Source organism: Streptomyces sp. TSRI0281 (genome assembly GCF_001905125.1).
Taxonomy (GTDB): domain Bacteria; phylum Actinomycetota; class Actinomycetes; order Streptomycetales; family Streptomycetaceae; genus Streptomyces.
Genome location: NZ_LWLE01000013.1, coordinates 1 through 21,581, shown reverse-complemented (window position 1 = coordinate 21,581; position 21,581 = coordinate 1). Strand labels below are relative to the sequence as shown.

The following is a 21,581-nucleotide window of genomic DNA, read 5'->3' as shown; positions in this document are numbered from 1 at the left end:
GAGGCATGCCTGAAGGAGACACCGTCCTGCAGACCGCCAAGCGTCTGCACACAGCGCTCGCAGGGCGGGCCCTCACCCATGCCGACCTGCGCGTTCCGAGATTCGCCACCGCCGACCTCACCGGCCGCACCGTTCTTGACGTCACCGCGCGCGGCAAGCACCTCCTCACCCGTCTCGACGACGGTCTCACCCTTCACAGCCACCTCCGGATGGACGGCGCCTGGCGCGTCTACGCCCCGGGCGAGCGCTGGCGCGGCGGCCCCACGCATCAGATCCGCGCCGTCCTGGCCAACACCGAACACACCGCCGTCGGCTACCGGCTCCCCGTGCTCGAACTTCTGCGTACCCGCGACGAGGACAAGGCCGTGGGCCACCTCGGCCCCGACCTGCTGGGACCCGACTGGAACCCCGACACCGCTCTGGGTAACCTGCTCGCCGACCCGGACCGCCCGCTCGGCGATGCCCTCCTGGACCAGCGCAATCTGGCCGGCATCGGCAATGTCTACATGTGCGAGCTCTGTTTCCTGGCCCGACTCACCCCCTGGACCACCGTGGGCGCGCTTCCGGACACCACCGCGGCCCGTCTGGTGGCCACCGCCAAACGACTCCTCGAAGCCAACCGTGACCGCCCCAACCGCACCACCACCAACTTCAGTACCACCGCGGCCCTCACCCGGGCCCACGCCCATGACCGCCTCCATGTCTACGGCCGGGCGCAGCGCCCCTGCCTGCGCTGCGGCACACCCATCCGCGTCGCCGAGCGGAACGGCCGCCCCGTCTACTGGTGCCCACGCTGCCAATCGGGCCCCACCCAGTAGTTGACGCATCGTCAGATCCAGTCGTACGGTCCGGTCATGCCCCTCACCGCGTACGACCTCACCGGCCGGTCCGCGTTCGTCACCGGCGCCGCGAGCGGCATCGGCCGGGCAAGTGCGGTCCTGCTCGCCGAGGCGGGGGCCACGATTCACTGCGCGGACCGCGATGAGGAGGGCCTGTCGGAGACCTGTGATCTGATCACCGCGTTCGGGGGCACGGCCCGCGCCCATCGTCTCGACGTAACGGACCGTAGCCAGATCAACGGCGCCGTGACCGAAGCGGGAGCCCTCGACATCCTGGTCGCCGTCGCCGGAATCATGCACACGAGCAGCGTCCTGGAGACGGCCGACGAGGATCTGGACCGCGTCATGTCGGTCAACTTCAAGGGCGTCCTGTACGCCTGCCAGGAGGTGGCCCGCGGCATGATCGCGCGTTCCGCCCCCGGTTCACTGATCACCATGGCCTCGGGCGCGGTGGACGCCGCGAGTCCGGGCCTGCTCTGCTACAGCGCCGCGAAGGCGGCCGTCGTCCAGCTGACGAGGACTCTCGCCACGGAGCTCGGTCCCCACTCCATTCGCGTGAACGCCGTCGCTCCCGGCTGGATCCGCACGCCGATGACCGACCGCCACGACGCGGACCAGCAGCATCGGGCAGAGGCCGCGATGGTGCGGATCTCCCCGCTCGGCCGGGTCGGCGAGCCCCAGGACGTCGCGCACACCGTGCTGCATCTCGCGTCGGACGCGTCGTCCTTCACGACCGGTCAGATCCTCCGCCCGAACGGTGGCGTCGCCATGCCCTGGTAGACCACACGGCCGACGCCACCGGCCGGCCCGCCACCGACCGACCGGCCCGCCACCACCGACCGGCCCACCGCCACCACCACCGGCCCGGCTGCCACCAACACCGCGCCACCGGCACCACCGGCCGGACTACCACCACCGGCACCGCTCCGAGCTTCGGCGGGCCGTGTCACGGCCGACGTCGTCCGCCCTGCCCGCGTCCCCCGTACCGGCACGCCCCGAGCCGCCACCTGCCCCACCTGCCCCCTCCTGCGGCGGCGCATCAGCCGCCCCGGAAAGGACTCTGCCGGGCCGCACCACCGCCCCCACATGGATGGGCAGCAGGCTCAGCCCCCATCCGCCCGCCGCCACCGCCCCCTCCACCAGCCCGGCGTGCTCCGGCTCCAGCACCAGCCGGAGCACCGCCCACCACCACAGCCCGCCGAGGACGAACGCCGGCACCCATCGACGCACCATGGCTGCCTCCTCCGGCCGACGCTAGACCGGCTCGCTCACCCGACGGGAGGGCGTACCGGTGCAGTACCGGTGCAGTACCGGCGCGCATGGCACGGCCAGGCACGAACCCGCACTCCCCGCAGCAGGCGCACCGCTCGAAAGGGGGCCCCGATGACCGGGGCGCCTTTCCGGCAGTTTCCCCTGGCACCGGCCCCGCTGCATCCAGAGCAAGCGGCCGGAACGACCGGATGAAGGTAACCGGATGAAGGCGGCGAACCAGAACACGGGCAGCCGCACCACCCCGCACCTACCCGTGCCCGTACCCCGCACCCCACCGCGGTCCGGCTCCCTCACACGCAAAAGCCCCGGCCGACCCCTCCAGGGGTCGACCGGGGCTCCCGATCACACCGAACCGCGCAAATCAGGCGGCGACGACATCCACCGCTTCCGCGGGCGCCTTGATGGTCACCCGTCCCGTCGGCACACCTGCCACCGACGACACAGAGACGGAATTGAGCCTTGGTCGTACCGGTACAGGTACCGGATCGCCGGCCGCTGCCGACTCGGCCAGCTCAGCCAGGGACAGCTCATCGCTCACTTCACGCATGAGCTCGGACATCCGTACGTCAAGCGCGTCGCAAATCGCGGAGAGCAGTTCGGAGGATGCCTCCTTCTGCCCCCGCTCCACCTCGGAGAGATAACCGAGCGAGACCCGGGCGGACGAGGAGACTTCGCGCAGAGTACGGCCTTGGCGCTGGCGCTGCCGACGCAGCACGTCACCAAGCAGGCGACGGAGCAGAATCATCGGTGGCTCCCTCCTCGGACCGCGTAGCCGCATCCTTCACGCCCTACCGTACCGCCTTGTGCTGCGGCCGTGCGGGGAGCGATGTCGTGTTCACTCAGGGCTGCAAACATCAATTCCCCCCGTTCTGTTCCGTATCCTGTGCCCCTACATTTTCACCGAGTTCGCTCGAAAGCAGCTCAAGCACGCTTCGCACAGTCTCTCTACGGATGTCCGCGCGCCCGCCGTGCAATCGCAGCGCGGTGACTTTCTCGATGCCGGACGGCCCCGAAAGTGCCACGTACACCGTTCCGACGGGCTTGCCTTCCTGCGCCTCGGGGCCCGCGACGCCGGTGGTCGACACACCCCAGTCCGCTCCCAGGAGCCGCCGCGCCCCGGCCGCCATCCCCCGGGCCACATCGGGATCGACCGCCCCGCGCTCCGCCAGAAGGGTCCCGTCGACGCCGAGCACGTCCCTCTTCAGGGGCGTGGCGTACGCCGTCACGGCCCCTCGGAAGGACTGCGAGGCTCCGGGTACGGAGGTGAGCTCCGCAGCGACGAGACCGCCGGTCAGCGATTCGGCGACGGCAAGCGTCTCACCGCGCTCCACCAGCCGACGCAGTACGCGGGCCGCAACTGTCACCGTTCGGCCTCCGCGCCACCACGCGCATCGGCGGTGGTGCGCGCATTCCTCGCCCCACCCGAGACGTCCGCCCCACCCGCGCCGGGGACGTCCACCGCACTCACCCCACCGGAGGCGTCCGCAACGTCTGCGGCACCCGCCCCACCGGAGGCATCGGCCCCGGCCCCTGCGGCACGCTCGGCAGCGACTCCCCTGCGGCGCAGGACGACGGCCTGGCGTACGTAGTCGAGCCCGGTCGCGACCGTCAGCACGACGGCGGCCATCATCACCCAGAAGCGCAAGGTGGCCAGGGGACCGGTCAGCGCCAGCACATACATGCCGGCCGCGACGCCCTGCGTGAGCGTCTTTATCTTCCCGCCACGGCTGGCCGGGATCACCGCGTGCCTGATCACCCAGAACCGCATCAGCGTGATCCCCAGCTCACGGGCGAGAATCACACCGGTGATCCACCACGGAAGATCACCGAGCGAGGAGAGGCAGATCAGCGCCGCACCCATGATCGCCTTGTCGGCGATCGGGTCGGCGATCTTCCCGAAGTCCGTGACGAGGTTGTACGTACGCGCCAGATGCCCGTCGAACACATCGGTGATCATGGCCACGGCGAACGCCGCCCAGGCGAAAGCTCGCCAGACCGGGTCGTCACCACCGTTGTGCAGGAGCAGCATGACGAAGCCGGGGACGAGCAGCAGCCGCAGCATCGTGAGGATATTGGCGATGTTCCAGAGGCTGGCCTGGTTGACGGCCGCAGTGCCCAGCTTGCCGCCGCGGACCGGCTTCGCGCCGGTGCCGCCTGCCGCGGATGCCGGGACTCCGGTCATCTGGCCACCTCCGCAAGCTCATGGTGTTCGGCCACCAGGTCCACGCCCTCGGTGCCCACCACCTTTGCCTCGACCATACGGCCAGGCACGAGCCCCTCGCGTGTGGTGAAGACCACCTGTCCATCCGTTTCGGGGGCCTGGTGCGCCGCGCGGCCCACCGCGACCGGGCCGTCCTCCTCGGACTCGACGGACTCCACGAGAACCTGGAGGGTCTCGCCGAGCCGCTCCTCGGCCCGCTGCGAAGTCAGCTCCTCGGCCAGCTGCGAGATGTGCGCCAGCCGCTCCGCGATGACATCGGCGTCCAGCTTGTTCTCGTAACCGACCGCTTCGGTGCCCTCCTCGTCGGAGTAGCCGAAGACGCCGATGGCGTCCAGCCGCGCTCCGGTGAGGAAGCGTTCCAGCTCGGCGAGGTCGGCCTCGGTCTCGCCGGGGAAGCCCACGATGAAGTTGGAGCGGGCACCGGCCTGCGGAGCCTTGTTACGGATGGTGTCCAGGAGTTCCAGGAAACGGTCCGTGTCGCCGAACCTGCGCATCGCCCTGAGCACGCCGGGGGCGGAGTGCTGGAAGGAGAGGTCGAAGTACGGGGCGACCTTCGGCGTCGAGGTGAGGACGTCGATCAGCCCGGGGCGCATCTCGGCGGGCTGGAGATAGCTGACCCGGATCCGCTCGATCCCCTCGACGTCCGCGAGCTCCGGCAGCAGCGTCTCCAGGAGGCGGATGTCGCCGAGGTCCTTGCCGTACGAGGTGTTGTTCTCGGAGACCAGCATGACCTCCTTGACCCCCTGCTCGGCCAGCCAGCGGGTCTCCCCCAGGACGTCCGAGGGACGCCGCGAGATGAAGGAGCCGCGGAAGGACGGGATGGCGCAGAAGGAGCAGCGGCGGTCGCAGCCGGAGGCGAGCTTCACCGAGGCGACCGGGCTGGTGCCCAGTCGCCGCCGCAGGGGTGCCCGCGGACCGGAGACCGGTGCCACGCCGTCCGGAAGGTCCTCGGGGGCGGGAGCGGCCTCCTGCGCGTGGCCCGGCAGGGCGACCGCGGCGTCCTGCCGCTCGGCGGGGCTGATCGGCAGGAGCTTGCGCCGGTCGCGCGGGGTGTGCGAGGCGTGGATGCCACCGTTGAGGATGGTCTGGAGCCGGTCGGAGATATCGGCGTAGTCGTCGAATCCGAGGACTCCGTCCGCCTCCGGCAGGGCCTCGGCGAGATCCTTGCCATAGCGCTCGGCCATGCAGCCGACGGCGACCACGGCCTGGGTCTTGCCGTGATCCTTCAGATCATTGGCTTCGAGCAGGGCGTCGACGGAGTCCTTCTTGGCGGCTTCGACGAACCCGCAGGTGTTGACGACGGCGACATCGGCGTCGGAGGCGTCCTCGACGAGCTCCCAGCCGTCCGCTGCCAAGCGGCCTGCAAGCTCCTCCGAGTCCACCTCGTTACGGGCGCAGCCGAGAGTGACAAGGGCGACGGTACGGCGTTCGGGCATGGACTCAAGACTACTTCGTCGCGGCACGCCCCCTGCCGTGCAGGGTTACCTGCTACAGGGAGTAACAGAGAATGGGCGCCCGGCAGGGGTGCCGGGCGCCCATCCAAGCGGATCGAGAACCGAGAAGCGGATCGAGAAAGCGGAGAACCGGGAACCCCACGACACCACGGAACCCGCGGGGCCCGAAGGCCCCGGGAGCACCCGGGCGCCGGGCCGACGGTCAGCCGACCTCGGGGTCGCCCTTCGTGTACGAGAGCCGCTCGACCTGACCCGGCTCGAACTGGTCCTCGACCTTCTTGCCGTTCACGAAGAGCTCGATCGCCCCGGCGTCGCCGAGGACGAGGTCGATGCGCTCCTTGTCCTGGAAGGTCTTGGACTCGTCCTGGAGCAGAAGGCCGTCGAAGAGCAGGCGGCCGTTGTGGTCCTTGGCGGAGATCCAGCTCTTGCCCTGGGTCGCGCTGAGCTTGACCGTCACCTTGTCCCTGGGGGCCGCGGCGATGGCACTCTCGGAGGGCACGGGCTTGGGGTCGGCCGGCTTGCTGGCGGCCGGTTTGGCGGTGGCCTTGTCGGGGGTCGAGCCCTCGGCCACCTGAGCGGTGTTCGCGGGTTCGTCGTAGCCGTTGAAGAGCGTGAAGCCGACGAAGCCGACCACGGCGACGATGGCCGCGACCATGGCCGCGGTCCAGTTGGGCCGTCGGGGTTCGGAACGGATGCGTTCCGCCTCGAACAGCGGTGCCGCCGGGGTGGGCGCAGGACGGCCGCCATGTTCGGCGTCGTACTGCTCGACCAGGGGTTCCGGGTCGATACCGACGGCACGGGCGAGCGTACGGATGTGGCCGCGCGCATAGACGTCGCCGCCACAGCGCGAGAAGTCGTCCTGCTCGATCGCGTGCACGATGGGGATGCGCACCCGGGTGGAGCTGCTGACTTCCTCGACCGTCAGACCTGCGGCGATACGAGCCTGCTGAAGCACGCGACCGATCGAAGGCCGGTCGTCTTCGGGGGAGTTGCCGATGGACACGGGGGCGCCTTTCGAGCGTGAGCCACCTGCTGGATGTTCAGTCTAGGGGGGGTACGAAAGGGTGGGGCAACCGGGAGCGACGACTTTGTACGCCATCGGGTTCGCCGGACAGCCCCGCCGACAGCTCCGCGGACGGAGCGGGAGGCGGAGCACGGAACTGATCGTTCGACTGAGCAACGGGCGGAGCGGGGGATGAAGCGACGGGCGGAGCGGAGGATCGGGCCGAACCAGCGGAAACCGCTGTAGGAGAAGCATCCGCTGTCCCTCCCTCAACTTGACGTACGACCGGCCGAAACGGTTGCCCACAGAACCTCTACGGAGCAGTTTCCCCCCGGATTACCGCCAACACCCCGTCGAGCTCGTCCGGTTTCACCATCACATCGCGCGCCTTGGACCCCTCGCTGGGTCCGACGATGTTGCGGGACTCCATCAGGTCCATCAGCCGGCCGGCCTTGGCGAAGCCGACCCGGAGCTTTCGCTGGAGCATCGAGGTCGACCCGAATTGCGTGGAGACGACCAGCTCAGCGGCCTGGCAGAGCAGATCCAGGTCGTCGCCGATGTCCTCGTCGATCTCCTTCTTCTGCTTCGTTCCGACCACGACGTCCTCGCGGAAGACCGGGGCCATCTGGTCCTTGCAGTGCTGGACGACGGCCGCGACCTCGTCCTCGGTGACGAAGGCGCCCTGCATACGGGTGGGCTTGTTCGCCCCCATCGGCAGGAACAGTCCGTCACCCTTCCCGATGAGCTTTTCGGCCCCCGGCTGGTCGAGGATGACGCGGCTGTCGGCGAGGGAGGAGGTCGCGAAGGCCAGCCGCGAGGGCACATTGGCCTTGATCAGACCGGTCACCACGTCGACCGAGGGCCGCTGGGTGGCGAGCACCAGATGGATACCGGCGGCGCGGGCCAGCTGGGTGATGCGGACGATGGAGTCCTCGACGTCACGCGGGGCGACCATCATGAGGTCGGCGAGCTCGTCGACGATGACCAGCAGATACGGGTACGGCGACAGCTCCCGCTCGCTGCCCTCGGGCGCCTTGGCCTTGCCGTTGCGCACGGCCTGGTTGAAGTCGTCGATGTGCCGGTACCCGTACGCCGCGAGGTCGTCGTAGCGCAGGTCCATCTCCCGCACGACCCACTGCAGGGCCTCGGCGGCCTTCTTCGGGTTGGTGATGATGGGCGTGATCAGGTGCGGGATGCCCTCGTACGCCGTGAGCTCGACCCGCTTGGGGTCGACCAGGACCATCCGGACGTCGTCCGGCGTCGCCCGCACCATGACCGAGGTGATGAGGCAGTTGATGCAGGAGGACTTGCCGGATCCGGTCGCACCGGCTACCAGGACGTGCGGCATCTTCGCGAGGTTGGCCATCTCGTAGCCGCCCTCGACGTTCTTGCCGAGCGCCACGAGCATCGGGTGGTCGTCCTCCGCCGCGTCCGCGAGACGCAGTACGTCACCGAGGTTGACCATCTCGCGGTCGGAGTTCGGGATCTCGATGCCGACCGCGGACTTACCGGGGATCGGGGAGATGATCCGGACGTCCGGGCTGGCGACGGCGTACGCGATGTTCTTGGTGAGCGCGGTGATCCGCTCGACCTTCACGGCCGGGCCGAGCTCGACCTCGTACCGCGTGACCGTCGGGCCGCGGGTGAAGCCGGTGACGGCCGCGTCGACCTTGAACTCCGTGAACACGTTCGTCAGCGAGGCGACGACCACGTCGTTGGCGGCGCTGCGGGTCTTCCCCGGCCCGCCGCGCTCCAGCAGGTCGAGCGAGGGCAGCGCATACGTGATGTCGCCGGAGAGCTGGAGCTGCTCGGCGCGGGCGGGCAGCGGCTGGGAGTGCTCCGGAGCGGGCTTCGTCAGATCGGGTACGCCGCCGGAGGGCGACCCCGTCCTCTCGGTGCCCCGGCCCTTCGCCCCGGCACCGCTCTTCTCCGCCTCCCGGGCGCCGGGTACGGGTGTCCCCGTCCGCTCCCGGTCCGCGGAGACGCCCTGGGTCAGGTCGGCGACGATCGGCGAGGGCGGCATTCCGTTGAGCACCGCTCCGTCGAGCGCCGCCGCGGCGGCGGCCGCGACATCCACGGCGTCCATGGGCCGGTTCATCGCGGGCTGTACGGACGGCCTGCGCGGCCGCCTGCGCCGGGAGAGCGCTTCCGACTCGGCGTCGTCCGGGTCGTACTCCCCGTCCGCCTCCGAACGGCGCGCGGAGCCGCGGCGCGAGCGGTCGGGGAGCGCCTCGCGCCACTGCTCGTCGTAGCGGTCGTCGTCGCTGTCGTCCGCGCCGGGCTCGTACACCGGGTCGACGATGCCCAGCTTGACGCCGAGCATCCGCAGCCGCTGAGGAATGGCGTTGACGGGGGTGGCCGTGACCACGAGAAGCCCGAAGACGGTGAGCAGCAGCAGCAGCGGTACGGCGAGGACCTCACCCATCGTGAAGATGAGCGGTTTGGAGGCGGCCCAGCCGATCAGACCGCCCGCGTCCTGCATCGCCTCGGTGCCGTCCTCGCGCCCCGGCGCTCCACAGGCGATGTGGACCTGTCCGAGGATGCCGATGACGAGGGCGGAGAGCCCGATGACGATCCGGCCGTTGGCCTCCGGCTTCTCCGGATAGAGGATCAGCCGTACGGCGATGGCGCCCAGCAGTATCGGGACGAGCAGATCCAGCCGGCCGAACGCTCCGGTCACCAGCATCTGAACGAGATCGCCCACCGGTCCGCGCAGATTCGACCAGGTGCCCGCGGCCACGATCAGCGCCAGGCCGAGGAGGAGCAGCGCGAGGCCGTCCTTGCGGTGCGCGGGGTCGAGGCCCTTCGCACCACGCCCTATCGAGCGGAACAGCGCGCCGACGCCGTGCGCGGCACCGAGCCACACGGTGCGCAGGATCCACACCACGCCCCCGGTGGGAGACGGGGCGGGCTTGGGCACGGGCTTCTTGGCCGCCGCCTTCTTGGCGGGAGCCTTCTTCGTGGGCGCGGACTTCTTCGCCGGGGGCTTGTTCGGCACGGACTTCTTGGCGGGCGCGGCTTTCTTCGCCGGCCCCGGGGTACGGCCGACGCGCTTCCCGGTGCCCGCCGTGCCCTGGGAACCCTTGCCGGACGTACGTGAGGCCATGGGTCCGAGGTTACCGTTGTCGACGCCGGTGAACACGCGTGCCTACTGGTTCACCCGACCGTGTCGCCTTACCGGGGCGCGAAACTGACGCACACTCACTCCGCAGGCGCCGCCGGGCAGCGCGGAAGCACCCGGCATCCCGGACGGGAAGCGGCGAATGCCCCTGACAGATCCCCCGCGAGGGATCCCCCGCAAGGGCCGCCGCCCGCCCGGTTCTCCGAGCGCCGACGTCCCTTGCGCCGGGCCGTGTCCGCCTAGTTCTGCGCGGGCTAGTTCTGCGCGGGCAGGGCACCGGCGTTGCCGCCCGCGCCCGGCTCCAGTGCGTCGAGCGCGCGACGCAGCCCGGTGAGCTTGCGTTCGAGATGGGCCGCGGTCGCCACGGCACCGGCGTCCGCGGACTCGTCGTCGAGCTGCTTGGAGAGGGCTTCCGCCTGCTCCTCCACCGCCGCGAGCCGCGCGGAGAGTTCGGCCAGCAGACCCGCCGGCTCCCTCTCGTGCTCGCCGCCCGCGTGGCCGCCGCCTTCGAGCTGGAGCCGCAGCAACGCGGCCTGCTCACGCAGCTGACAGTTCTTCATGTACAGCTCGACGAAGACCGAGACCTTGGCACGCAGGACCCACGGGTCGAACGGCTTGGAGATGTAGTCCACCGCACCGGCCGCATAACCCCGGAAGGTGTGGTGGGGACCGTGGTTGATCGCGGTGAGGAAGATGATCGGGATGTCCCGGGTCCGCTCCCGGCGCTTGATGTGCGCGGCGGTTTCGAAACCGTCCATGCCTGGCATCTGGACGTCCAGCAGAATGACCGCGAAGTCGTCCGTCAGCAGCGCTTTGAGCGCTTCCTCCCCTGACGATGCCCGTACCAGTGTCTGATCGAGCGCAGAGAGGATGGCCTCCAGCGCCAGCAGATTCTCCGGCCGGTCATCGACCAGGAGGATCTTGGCCTTCTGCACCATGGCCCGTCCTCCTCGCCCCGGAATCGCACCGGGTGCCGCCCCAGGGGACGACTCCCTTACGCCGTCCGTCCTTGTGCCGGTCATGGTAGCCGCACCCCGCCCGTCACCACACCCTGTCACCGCGATGTCACTGTGCACGTAGCGCAAACGCGGTGGGAGACCAGAAGGTTCCCCGGAAATCCCGCGCTCACACCCGCTCGGCCACAGTCGGTCAGCAATTTACTGTGATTCACCCAATCCCCGATCACTCTCCGTGCATCCATTGCTCCATGACCGCAAGAAGATGATCAGGATCGACGGGCTTGGTGACATAGTCGGAAGCCCCGCAGTCGATGGCCTTCTCCCGGTCACCCTTCATCGCCTTCGCGGTGAGCGCGACGATCGGCAGCCCGGCGAACTGCGGCATCCGGCGGATCGCCGTCGTCGTCGCGTAGCCGTCCATCTCCGGCATCATGATGTCCATCAGTACGACCGTCACATCGTCGTGCTGTTCCAGGACTTCGATGCCCTCGCGGCCGTTCTCCGCGTACAGAACCGAGAGTCCGTGCTGCTCCAGCACGCTGGTGAGCGCGAAGACATTGCGGATGTCGTCATCGACGATCAGCACCTTCTCACCCCGGAACCGGAACGTCCGCCGGGCCTCCGGCTCCTCCTGCCCTCCCTGCACCCACTCCTCCTGCGCACCGCCCCCGCCGACGCCGCCCGCACTTCCACGGGCGGGCGTACCGGCCGGCAGTGCGGGCCGTCGCGCCGTGTCCCCCAGCGCCTTGCGGCGCCGCCGGAACATCCCCGCCGAGTTGGCCGGATCGCCCAGCGGAGCCTGACCGGCCCCCCGGGCGGCCTCCGCGTGCAGGGCGTGCTCGGCCGCGATGCCGTGGACCTCGATGGGGCCGGGGCCCAACTGCGGGTAACCCTGCGGCGGCAGCTCGCTGGTGGCGTGCAGCGGCAGATACAGCGTGAACGTCGAACCCCGTCCGGGCTCGCTCGCCGCATGGATCTCGCCGCCGAGCAGCCGGGCGATCTCGCGGCTGATGGAGAGGCCCAGGCCCGTACCGCCGTACTTGCGGCTGGTCGTCCCGTCCGCCTGCTTGAACGCCTCGAAGATCACCAGCATCTTGCTGGACGCGATGCCGATACCGGTGTCCGTGACCGAGAAGGCGATCAGATCGGCATCCGCGTCACGCAGCGATCCCGCCTCCAGCAGATGCTCCCTGATCGCGTTCGGCACATCGGGACCGGCCGGCCGGATCACCAGCTCCACGGCACCGCTGTCGGTGAACTTCACCGCGTTGGACAGCAGGTTGCGCAGCACCTGGAGCAGTCGCTGCTCGTCCGTGTGGAGCGTGGCGGGCAGCTCCGGGGACACCCGTACGGAGAAGTCGAGCCCCTTCTCCGCCGTGAGCGGCCGGAACGTCGCCTCCACGTAGTCGACCAGCTGGACCAGCGCGATCCTGGTCGGGCTGACGTCCATCTTGCCCGCCTCGACCTTCGACAGGTCGAGGATGTCGTTGATCAGCTGGAGCAGGTCGGAACCCGCTCCGTGGATGGTCTCGGCGAACTCCACCTGCTTCGGCGAGAGATTGCCCTCGGCGTTGTCCGCGAGCAACTTGGCGAGGATCAGCAGCGAGTTGAGCGGCGTACGCAGCTCGTGCGACATGTTCGCCAGGAACTCGGACTTGTAGCGCATCGACACGGCGAGCTGCTCGGCGCGCTCCTCCAGGACCTGCCGGGCCTCCTCGATCTCGGTGTTCTTCACCTCGATGTCCCGGTTCTGCTGGGCCAGCAGTTCGGCCTTTTCCTCCAGTTCGGCGTTGGACGCCTGGAGCGCCTTCTGCCGGTTCTCCAACTCCTGCGAGCGGTCACGAAGTTGTTCGGTCAGCTCCTGGGACTGTTCGAGGAGCTTCTCGGTCTTCGTGTTGACGCTGATCGTGTTGACACTCGTCGCGATCATCTCGGCGAGCTGGTTGAGGAAGTCCCGCTGAATGTGCGTGAACGGCTGGAACGAGGCCAGTTCGATCACGCCGAGAACCTTGCCCTCGAAGAGCACCGGCAGCACGATCACATGCGCGGGCGGCGCCTCACCGAGCCCGGAGGAGATCTTCAGATAACCCGGCGGCACGTTGTCCACCTGGATGGTCCGCTTCTCCTCGGCCGCCGTACCGATCAGCGTCTCGCCGGGGCGGAAGGAGGTCGGCATCGAGCCCGCCGAGTATCCGTAACTGCCGCGCATGCGCAGCACGTACGAACCGTCCTCCCCGCTGTCCGAGCCGACCTCTCCCGTGTCGCCCGGCACCATGGCCAGGAAGAACGCGCCGTGCTGCGCGGAGACGACCGGGGTCAGCTCGCTCATGATCAGCGAAGCGACATCGTCCAGATCGCGGCGGCCCTGCATCAGACCGGAGATCCGGGCGAGGTTGCCCTTGAGCCAGTCCTGCTCCTTGTTGGCGAGGGTGGTGTCGCGCAGGTTGGCGATCATCGTGTTGACGTTGTCCTGCAGCACCTGGATCTCGCCGGCCGCGTCCACATCGATCTTGAGGTTCAGATCGCCGCGGGTCACCGCGGTGGCGACGGCCGCGATGGCGCGCACCTGACGGGTCAGGTTCCCGGCCATCTCGTTCACCGACTCGGTGAGGTCGCGCCAGGTGCCGTCCACGTCACGGACGCGGGCCTGACCGCCCAACTGCCCCTCCGTGCCCACCTCACGGGCCACCCGGGTCACCTGCTCGGCGAACGACGACAACTGATCGACCATCGTGTTGATGGTGTTCTTCAGCTCCAGAATCTCACCGCGGGCGTCGATGTCGATCTTCTTGGTGAGATCGCCCTTGGCGATCGCCGTGGTGACCGTGGCGATCTGGCGCACCTGGCCGGTCAGGTTGGAGGCCATCGAGTTCACGGACTCGGTGAGGTCCTTCCACGTACCGGCGACTCCCGGCACCCTGGCCTGACCGCCCAGCTCGCCCTCCGTACCCACCTCGCGGGCGACCCGCGTCACCTCGTCGGCGAACGAGGACAGCGTCGTCACCATCGTGTTGACGGTGTCGGCGAGTTCGGCGACCTCGCCGCGCGCCTCGACGGTGACCTTCTTCGTCAGATCGCCGTTGGCGACCGCCGACGAGACCCGGGAGATGTTGCGCACCTGGCTGGTGAGATTGCTGGCCATCAGGTTGACGTTGTCGCTGAGGTCCTTCCAGATGCCGGTCGCGCCGCGCACCCTGGCCTGACCGCCGAGGATGCCCTCGGTACCCACCTCGCGGGCGACCCGCGTCACCTCGTCGGCGAAGTTCAGCAGCTGGTCGACCATCGTGTTGACCGTCGTCACCAGTTCGAGCATCTCGCCCTTGGCGTCAACGGTGATCTTCTTGGAGAGATCACCCTTGGCGACCGCGGTGGTGACCTCGGCGATATTGCGGACCTGCAGGGTGAGGTTGTTCGCCATGCCGTTGACGGACTGGGTGAGGTCCTTCCATGTACCGGACACACCCTGCACCTCGGCCTGACCGCCGAGGATGCCTTCCGTACCCACCTCACGGGCGACCCGGGTCACCTGCTCGGCGAAGTTGGAGAGCTGGTCGACCATGGTGTTGAGGGTGTTCTTCAGCTCCAGGATCTCGCCCCGGGCATCCACGTCGATCTTCTGCGACAGGTCACCCCGCGCCACCGCCGTGGCGACCTGCGCGATGTTACGGACCTGAGCGGTGAGGTTGCCCGCCATGCCGTTCACCGAGTCGGTCAGATCACGCCACACCCCGGCCACACCGGGCACCTGCGCCTGTCCGCCGAGCCGCCCGTCCGTGCCCACCTCACGGGCAACCCTGGTCACCTGCTCCGCGAAGGCGGACAGCTGGTCGACCATCGTGTTGATGGTGTTCTTCAGCTCCAGGATCTCGCCCCGGGCATCCACATCGATCTTCTGCGACAGGTCACCCCGCGCCACCGCCGTGGTCACCTGGGCGATCTGGCGGACCTGTGACGTCAGGTTTCCCGCCATGAAGTTGACGGAGTCGGTGAGTTCCTTCCAGGTCCCCAGGACGCCGTCGACCCGCGCCTGGCCACCGAGACGGCCCTCCGTGCCCACGTCCCGCGCCATCCGCGTCACCTGGTCGGCGAAGGACGACAGCTGCGCCACCATCGTGTTGACGGTGTTCTTCAGCTCCAGCATCTCGCCCGCGACATCGACGGTGACCTTCTGCGACAGGTCGCCGTTGGCGACCGCCGTCGTCACCTGGGCGATGTCCCGCACCTGACCGGTCAGGTTCCGGAACGCCGTGTTGACGGAGTCGGTCAGGTCCTTCCACGTCCCCGCCGCCCCCGGCACCTCGGCCTGACCGCCCAGCCGGCCCTCGACACCGACCTCCCGGGCGACCCGGGTCACCTCCGAACCGAACGACTGAAGCTGGTCCACCATCGTGTTGACGGTGTTCTTCAGCTCCAGCATCTCGCCGGCCACATCGACGGTGACCTTCTGCGACATGTCCCCACTGGCCACCGCGGTGGTCACCTGGGCGATGTCGCGCACCTGCGTCGTCAGGTTCCGGAAGACCGTGTTCACCGAGTCGGTGAGGTCCTTCCACGTCCCCGCGGCCCCCGGCACCTGGGCCTGACCGCCCAGCAGACCTTCACCACCGACCTCGCTGGCCACACGCGTCACTTCGTCCGCGAAGGTCCGCAGCGTCTCGGTCATCTGGTTGATCGTCTCGGCGAGCTGGGCGACCTCGCCGCGCGCGCTCACCGTGACCTTCTGCGACAGGTCACCATTGGCGACCGCCGTCGTCACCTCCGCGATGCCACGCACCTGCGAGGTGAGGTTGCCCGCCATCGTGTTGACGGAGTCGGTCAGGTCCTTCCACACCCCGGCCACACCGGGCACCGTCGCCTGGCCGCCCAGTTCACCCTCGGTACCGACCTCACGCGCGACACGGGTCACCTCGGAGGAGAACGAGGACAGCTGGTCGACCATCGTGTTGACGGTGTTCTTCAGCTGGAGCATCTCACCGGCCACATGGACGGTGACCTTCCGTGACAGATCCCCCTTGGCGACCGCCGTCGTCACCAGCGCGATGTCCCGCACCTGCGCCGTCAGCCGGTACGCCATGGTGTTGACGGAGTCCGTGAGGTCCTTCCACGACCCGGACATGCCCCGTACCTGGGCCTGCCCGCCCAGCTTGCCCTCGGTCCCCACCTCGACCGCGACCCGCGTCACCTGCTCGGTGAACGCCGACAGCTGGTCGACCAGGTTGTTGACCGTACGGGCGACCTTCAGGAACTCGCCGCGCAGCGGCCGAACCGTCTCGTCCGCCGTGTGCGAGCGCAGCTCCATCCGCTGCTCAAGATCACCTTCGGCGACCGCCGAAAGCACCCGGCCGACCTCGGACACCGGTCGCGCGAGATCATCGACCAGCTCGTTGGACGCATCGATCGCGGCCGCCCAGGAACCTTCGCAGGCCCCCGTCTCCAGCCGTTCCGTGAGTTTTCCCTCACGTCCCACCACACGCCGTACGCGTGCCAGCTCACCGGTGAGATGAAGATTCCGGTCGGCGACCTCGTTGAAGACCGCCGCGATCTCCGTCATCACGCCGTCGCCCGAGACGGTCAGCCGCCTGCGGAAGTTGCCGTCCCGCATCGCCACGAGGGCCGCGAGCAGTCTGTTCAGAGCCGCCGCATCCACATCGATGGTCCCATTGCGCTGTTTTTTCACGGACTGTCCGCCTTTTGTGCGCGTTCCTGAACCCCGCGCCGCCACGCCAGACTCCACCGTGTCCCTCCCGCAGGGTTTGACCGTATCGCTCGGGCCTATCCGGAAAGCTTGCCCAGTTCTACTTTGACTCACCGCCACAGCACACCGTTGACGGGTGACCATGCGGACGTCAAATCGTTGAAACGTACCAGGCCGGAACTGGTCGGGGTGGAACCTCCAACGGTTCCCGCACATCCCTCCCTCGGGAGCCCGTGGTTGTGCGCCCGCGCACAACTGCCGGGGTATCGGTCCCGAAGTCGGCCCTCGTGTACCCGCGACAGTGAACGAGCGTCTAGCCTGGCAGGCGAATCGAAGTGGCGAGAATCGGGCACAGGACTCGGGGAAGCGACGAGACACCATATGGGGAGTGCTGTGATCACCGCGCGCGCGGCTGCCACCTTCGACCCGGTCGGGCGCTCGGTCGCGACCGCCCGCGCCTTTGTCCGGGACACCCTCCAGGGGTGGGGCTACAACGATGTCGTCGACGACGCGGTCGTCCTCACCAGCGAGCTCGTGACCAACGCCGTCGTGCACGCGGGGACCGCGGCCGACGTGCTGTGCCTGCGCACCGAGGACGGCGTACGCGTCGAGGTCTCCGACCACTATCCGGAACGCGAGGTCCCGCTCCAGAGCAGCGCTCTGGACTTCGGCAGCCCCGACCGCGAGAGCGGCCGGGGCCTGCTGCTCTGCGCCGCGCTCGCCGTCCGCTGGGGCGTCGAGTACACCCCGACGCGCAAGCACGTCTGGTTCCAGCTCGACCTCCCCGAACGCCCGGTGGGCATCCGCTCCGCGGGCCCGGTGCTGCCGATCGCGCTCCTCCCCGTCACCGACGAACGCGTACGCGTCGCCGTCGTGCAGATCGACCGCTCCGGCTCCATCTCCGCGTGGAACGACGACGCCGGGTTCCTCTTCGGTTACGCGGCCGACCAGGTCACCGGGAAACAGCTCACCGACTTCGTGGCCTGGCCGCACACCCCGGGCACCAACACCGGCATCGCCGACGCACTCCAGCTCTCCCGCTGGGAGGGCAGCTACGGAATCCGCGGCTCCGACGGCCGCGTCATCCCGGTCTACGCCTCGCACCTGCGGGTACGCGACACCGAGGGCGAACCGTCCACCGTCTGCCTCCTCGTCCGCGAATACGAACGTGCCGTACTCCTGTCCCCCGTACGCACCCCCGTCTCCGACACGACCGCCGAGAACCGTGCCGCGGACCCGTTCGAGGTCTTCATCGGCTCCCCGGCCCCCGACGACCTCGACGGCCTGCTCCAGCGCACCGTCGAACGGGCCCGGGACATGCTCGACGCCGACGCCGCCTTCCTCCTTCTGGCCACCGACGACGAGACCGAACTGGAGGTCCGGGCCACGACCGGCCTCCCCTCGGCCCGCCAGCGCTTCGCCCGGGTCCCCGTCGAAGCCGGAACGGGACGGTACGGCTCCGCCCGGATGCCCGCCGTCCACGAAGACCTCACCGCGGTCCCCGGCGCCGTCCCCCTGCTCGGCGACACCGGCATGCGCTCCGTCGTCACGGTCCCGCTGAAGGTCGAGGGCCGCCTCACCGGCTCCCTCGGCGTCGCGGCCGAAGCGGCGGGCCGGTACTCCAACGAGGAAGCCCTGCGCCTCCAGTTCGCCGCCGACCGCATCGCGCTCGCCGTCGAATCCGCCCGCCTGGGCGAGCTGGAGCGCCTGCGCCGCGGCTCCCTGTCCTTCCTCGTCGAGGCGTCCGACCTCCTCGCCGGCACCCTCGACCGGGACCAGACCCTCGCACTCATGGCCCAGATGACGGTGCCCACGCTCGCCACCTGGTGCGCCGTCTACACCATCGCGGACCAGTCCTCGGAGCCGTACCTCTCCTATGTCCTCCACGAGGACGAGGACCTCATCGACGGGCTCAAGGCCCTGCTCTCCAAGATCGACCCGCCGGATCCGGTGCCGACCCCCGGCGCCCGCGTGTGGGCCGCCCCGTCCGAAGCGGCTCACCGGGCGGCGCTCCTCACCTCCACGCGCAGCCTCGACCGCGACGCGCCGCCGAGCATGGGAGTGGCCACCCGCACCACCCTGGCCACGGCCTCGGCCGTGGGCGGGGAGACGGTGGTACTCCCCCTGGTCGCCCGCAACCGCGTCATCGGCATGCTCACGCTCGGGAAGCCCTCCGACGACCACTTCCGCCAGGAGATCCTGGAACTGGCCGAGGACCTCTCCCGACGGGCCGCACTGGCCCTCGACAACGCCCGCCTGTATTCGGAACGCACGGCGATCAGCCAGTCCCTGCAGCGCAGCCTGCTGCCTCCGGGCCTGCCCGACGTACCCAATGTCGAGATCGAAGTCATCTACCGCGCGGCGGGCGAGGGCAACGAGGTCGGCGGCGACTTCTACGACGTCTTCCCCATCCGCGACGGCGCGTACGGCTTCGCCATCGGCGACGTCTGCGGTACGGGACCGGAAGCCGCGGCCGTCACCGGCCTGGCCCGGCACGCCCTGCGTCTGCTGGCCCGCGAGGGCTTCGGCGGTCCGGCCGTGCTGGAACGGCTCAACGCCGCGATCCTCGACGAGGGCACACGCAGTCGCTTCCTCACGCTGCTGTACGGGGAGCTGTGGCCCCAGGAGGACGGCAGCGCTCTCCTGAAGGTGGTGTGCGCGGGGCACCCCCTGCCGCTGCGTCTGCGTCAGGACGGCTCCGTCGAGGCGGCCGCCGAGCCTCAGCCGCTGCTCGGCGTCATCGAGGACCTCGAACTGTACGAGCAGGAGGTCACCCTCGACCCGGGCGATGTCCTGCTGTGCGTGACCGACGGTGTCACCGAACGCCGTGAGGGCGCCCGCATGCTCGGCGACGACGGCCTCGCGGACGTCCTCGCCACCTGTACGGGCCTGACGGCCGGGGCGGTCGCCGCCCGCATCCTGCGCGCCGTCGAACGCTTCGCGGCCGAGCCGGCCTCCGACGACATGGCCATCCTGGCCATGCGCGTCCCCGAACCGCCACTCGTCTGACGGTCGGCGCTCAGGAGCCGAACGGGCCGTCCAGGGCTGCCCATTGCAGCAGCATGATGGTCTTCGCGTCGGCGATCTCCCCGGCGCGGATCATCGCGAGGGCCTCGGTGAAGGGCAGCTCGACGGTGGCGATGTCCTCGCCCTCGGCGGCGATGCCACCTCCACTGCCGGTGGCGGTCGCCGGGGTGTACGGGGCGGCGAAGAAGTGCAGCCGCTCGGTGACGGAGCCGGGGCTCATGTAGACGTCGAAGACGTGCTCGGCCGCGCCGACGGTGTGCCCCGTCTCCTCGGCCGCCTCCCTGCGGATGGCCTCCTCGGGACTGTCCCCGTCCAGCAGGCCCGCAGCCGTCTCGATGAGCATTCCGTCGGGGTGGCCGTTGACGTAGGCCGGGAGACGGAACTGGCGGGTCAGCAGCACCGTACGGCGGTCGGGATCGTAGAGCAGGATGGTGGCGCCGTCGCCCCGGTCATGGGTCTCACGCTGTTCCCGGCTCCAGTGTCCGTCGCTGTGCCGGTAGTCGAAGGTCGTCCTGCGCAGGACGTACCAGTCGCAGGAGAGCACCTCCACATCGACGATCCGCACCCGCGGGTTGCCGGTCAGGTCACGGCCCTGCCGGTCGAGGCCGGTGCGGCCCCGGCGGTCGGGGGTATCGATGCCGGCGGTCATCGCGGGGCCGGAGCGGCGTCGAGGTTGATCAGCGGGCGGGGAACAGCGTTCATGGCGTCACCTCAGTGGCGATGTGCGGGTCAGTGGCGATGTGCGGGCTTCGGAGGACGGGCTTCGGAGGGCGGGATGCGGAGGGCGGGGGCCTCAGGCCAGGAGGACGGGCACGCCCGCCGTCCTGAGCGCCTTCAGCGTGTGCGGGCCGTTGGGATGGGTGTCGGAGTCCTCGGCACCGGTGTCGGTGACGAAGCTGTCCACCGCACCGAGCGGGGCGACCTGGCTGAACGCCCGGACCCCGAGCTTGGTGGCATCGGCCACCGCGACGGTCCGGGCGGACTGCGCCAGTCCGGCCTGTTTGACGGCCGCGTCGTCCAAGGAGAACTCGGACCAGCCGTGCTCGGCGTGCACACCCCCGATGGACATGACGAAACAGTCGAAGGCCAACGACTCCAGCGTGCGCAGGGCCAACGGACCGACCAGGGACCGTTCTCCGGCCCGTGAACGCCCGCCGACGACGAGCAGGTCGATGCCGGGGCGGTCCGCCAGACACATCGCCGCCTGGAGGCTCAGCACCGCCACCGTCAGGGGCCTTCGGGCGGCGAGGTGCTCGGCGACGTGCACGGTCGTGGTTCCGGCGTCCAGCAGCACACGGGACCCCGGCTCGACCATCGCGGCCACCCGGGCACCCAGCCGGTCCTTCGTGGCGGACTGCCAGGCTTCCCGTGCAACAAAGCCCGCGCCCTCTTCACGCGCCTTCGTGGCCACGGCGCCGCCATGGACTCGGCGGACGAGCTCCTGGCGCTCCAGCGCGTCGAGGTCCCTGCGGACCGTCATCTCGGACACCCCCAGACGCTGGGAGAGTTCCGAGACGGAGACACGGCCGGAGCCCTGCACCAGCCGCAGCGTCAGGTCCAGACGATCAGCAACACCCATGAACCATTTCTATCATGCTGATGTTCATGTGAACATCAGCATGTGATGGGCTGGAACACAAAAAAGGCCCCCGCCGAATGGCGGGAGCCTTTCTTCTGACTGAGCCCCAATGCGGAATCGAACCGCAGACCTTCTCCTTACCATGGAGACGCTCTACCGACTGAGCTATTGGGGCCTGTCGCGCTGTGCAACGAGATAAAGCATACCCTGAATCCCAGGGTGCTGTTAACCATCGGACGCGCCGATTCCCGGCGGATTCTCACGAGCCTCACGGAACTCCCCCACAGACCGGCCGCGCGCCGGCCCGGCCCCTGGTAGCGCCGCGAACAGCATCGGGAGGAAGGTTACGAGCATCGGCGAAAGGCCGGTGAACGCAGAAAAGCCCCGTACCTTGCGGTACGGGGCTTTCCC

The 21,581-nt window shown here is 69.3% G+C and carries 14 protein-coding genes and 1 tRNA gene; 3 read left to right on the top strand and 12 right to left on the bottom strand.

What is annotated here, in order from left to right:
- Positions 1-5: 5 nt before the first annotated feature.
- Positions 6-818, top strand: a complete 813-nt coding sequence (locus A6A29_RS20755; protein WP_073721857.1) for an Fpg/Nei family DNA glycosylase — start codon at positions 6-8, stop codon at positions 816-818.
- 36 nt (positions 819-854) lie between these two features.
- Positions 855-1,619 (top strand): SDR family NAD(P)-dependent oxidoreductase, encoded by a 765-nt coding sequence (locus A6A29_RS20750; protein WP_073722013.1) that lies wholly within the window; start codon positions 855-857, stop codon positions 1,617-1,619.
- A 126-nt stretch (positions 1,620-1,745) separates the two neighbouring features.
- Here the strand turns inward: A6A29_RS20750 and A6A29_RS20745 are convergent, their stop codons facing one another.
- The 9 genes from A6A29_RS20745 to A6A29_RS20705 all read right to left on the bottom strand — a co-directional run bounded on the left by A6A29_RS20745 (position 1,746) and on the right by A6A29_RS20705 (position 16,546).
- Positions 1,746-2,072: a hypothetical protein gene (locus A6A29_RS20745; protein WP_073721855.1), complete on the bottom strand. Its 327-nt coding sequence runs from the start codon at positions 2,070-2,072 to the stop codon at positions 1,746-1,748.
- Positions 2,073-2,472: 400 nt separating this feature from the next.
- The gene (locus A6A29_RS20740) at positions 2,473-2,856 is read right to left on the bottom strand and encodes a helix-turn-helix domain-containing protein (RefSeq protein ID WP_073721853.1); all 384 of its coding nucleotides are present in this window, start codon (positions 2,854-2,856) and stop codon (positions 2,473-2,475) included.
- Positions 2,857-2,965: 109 nt separating this feature from the next.
- Positions 2,966-3,475 carry a CinA family protein gene (locus A6A29_RS20735; protein ID WP_073721851.1) on the bottom strand — a complete coding sequence of 170 codons (510 nt, stop codon included), beginning with the start codon at positions 3,473-3,475 and terminating at the stop codon, positions 2,966-2,968.
- A complete protein-coding gene (pgsA, locus tag A6A29_RS20730; RefSeq protein WP_073721849.1) occupies positions 3,472-4,293 on the bottom strand; it encodes a CDP-diacylglycerol--glycerol-3-phosphate 3-phosphatidyltransferase in 822 nt (273 codons plus the stop codon). Before pgsA ends, A6A29_RS20735 begins: the two co-directional genes overlap by 4 nt.
- Complete coding sequence (gene rimO, locus A6A29_RS20725; protein WP_073721847.1) at positions 4,290-5,768, bottom strand: 30S ribosomal protein S12 methylthiotransferase RimO; 1,479 nt, start codon at positions 5,766-5,768, stop codon at positions 4,290-4,292. The genes pgsA and rimO overlap by 4 nt, the downstream gene beginning before the upstream one ends.
- Positions 5,769-5,988: 220 nt before the next feature.
- Complete coding sequence (locus A6A29_RS20720; protein ID WP_073721845.1) at positions 5,989-6,789, bottom strand: helix-turn-helix domain-containing protein; 801 nt, start codon at positions 6,787-6,789, stop codon at positions 5,989-5,991.
- A gap of 313 nt (positions 6,790-7,102) precedes the next feature.
- Positions 7,103-9,895: a DNA translocase FtsK gene (locus A6A29_RS20715; RefSeq protein ID WP_073722011.1), complete on the bottom strand. Its 2,793-nt coding sequence runs from the start codon at positions 9,893-9,895 to the stop codon at positions 7,103-7,105.
- Between the two features lie 269 nt (positions 9,896-10,164).
- On the bottom strand, positions 10,165-10,848 hold the full coding sequence (locus A6A29_RS20710) for a response regulator (protein WP_073721843.1): 684 nt from the start codon (positions 10,846-10,848) through the stop codon (positions 10,165-10,167).
- Between the two features lie 244 nt (positions 10,849-11,092).
- Complete coding sequence (locus tag A6A29_RS20705; protein WP_073721841.1) at positions 11,093-16,546, bottom strand: HAMP domain-containing protein; 5,454 nt, start codon at positions 16,544-16,546, stop codon at positions 11,093-11,095.
- A 399-nt stretch (positions 16,547-16,945) separates the two neighbouring features.
- Here A6A29_RS20705 and A6A29_RS20700 point away from each other — a divergent pair, with 399 nt between their 5' ends.
- Positions 16,946-19,573, top strand: a complete 2,628-nt coding sequence (locus A6A29_RS20700; RefSeq protein WP_073721839.1) for a SpoIIE family protein phosphatase — start codon at positions 16,946-16,948, stop codon at positions 19,571-19,573.
- Between the two features lie 10 nt (positions 19,574-19,583).
- Here the strand turns inward: A6A29_RS20700 and A6A29_RS20695 are convergent, their stop codons facing one another.
- The 3 genes from A6A29_RS20695 to A6A29_RS20685 form a co-directional block, all read right to left on the bottom strand.
- A complete protein-coding gene (locus tag A6A29_RS20695) occupies positions 19,584-20,240 on the bottom strand; it encodes an NUDIX domain-containing protein (RefSeq protein ID WP_073721837.1) in 657 nt (218 codons plus the stop codon).
- Between the two features lie 144 nt (positions 20,241-20,384).
- Entirely contained in the window at positions 20,385-21,170 is a 786-nt protein-coding gene (locus tag A6A29_RS20690; protein ID WP_073721835.1) for a DeoR/GlpR family DNA-binding transcription regulator, read from the bottom strand.
- A gap of 102 nt (positions 21,171-21,272) precedes the next feature.
- Positions 21,273-21,345, bottom strand: a tRNA-Thr gene (locus A6A29_RS20685).
- Positions 21,346-21,581: the final 236 nt, after the last annotated feature.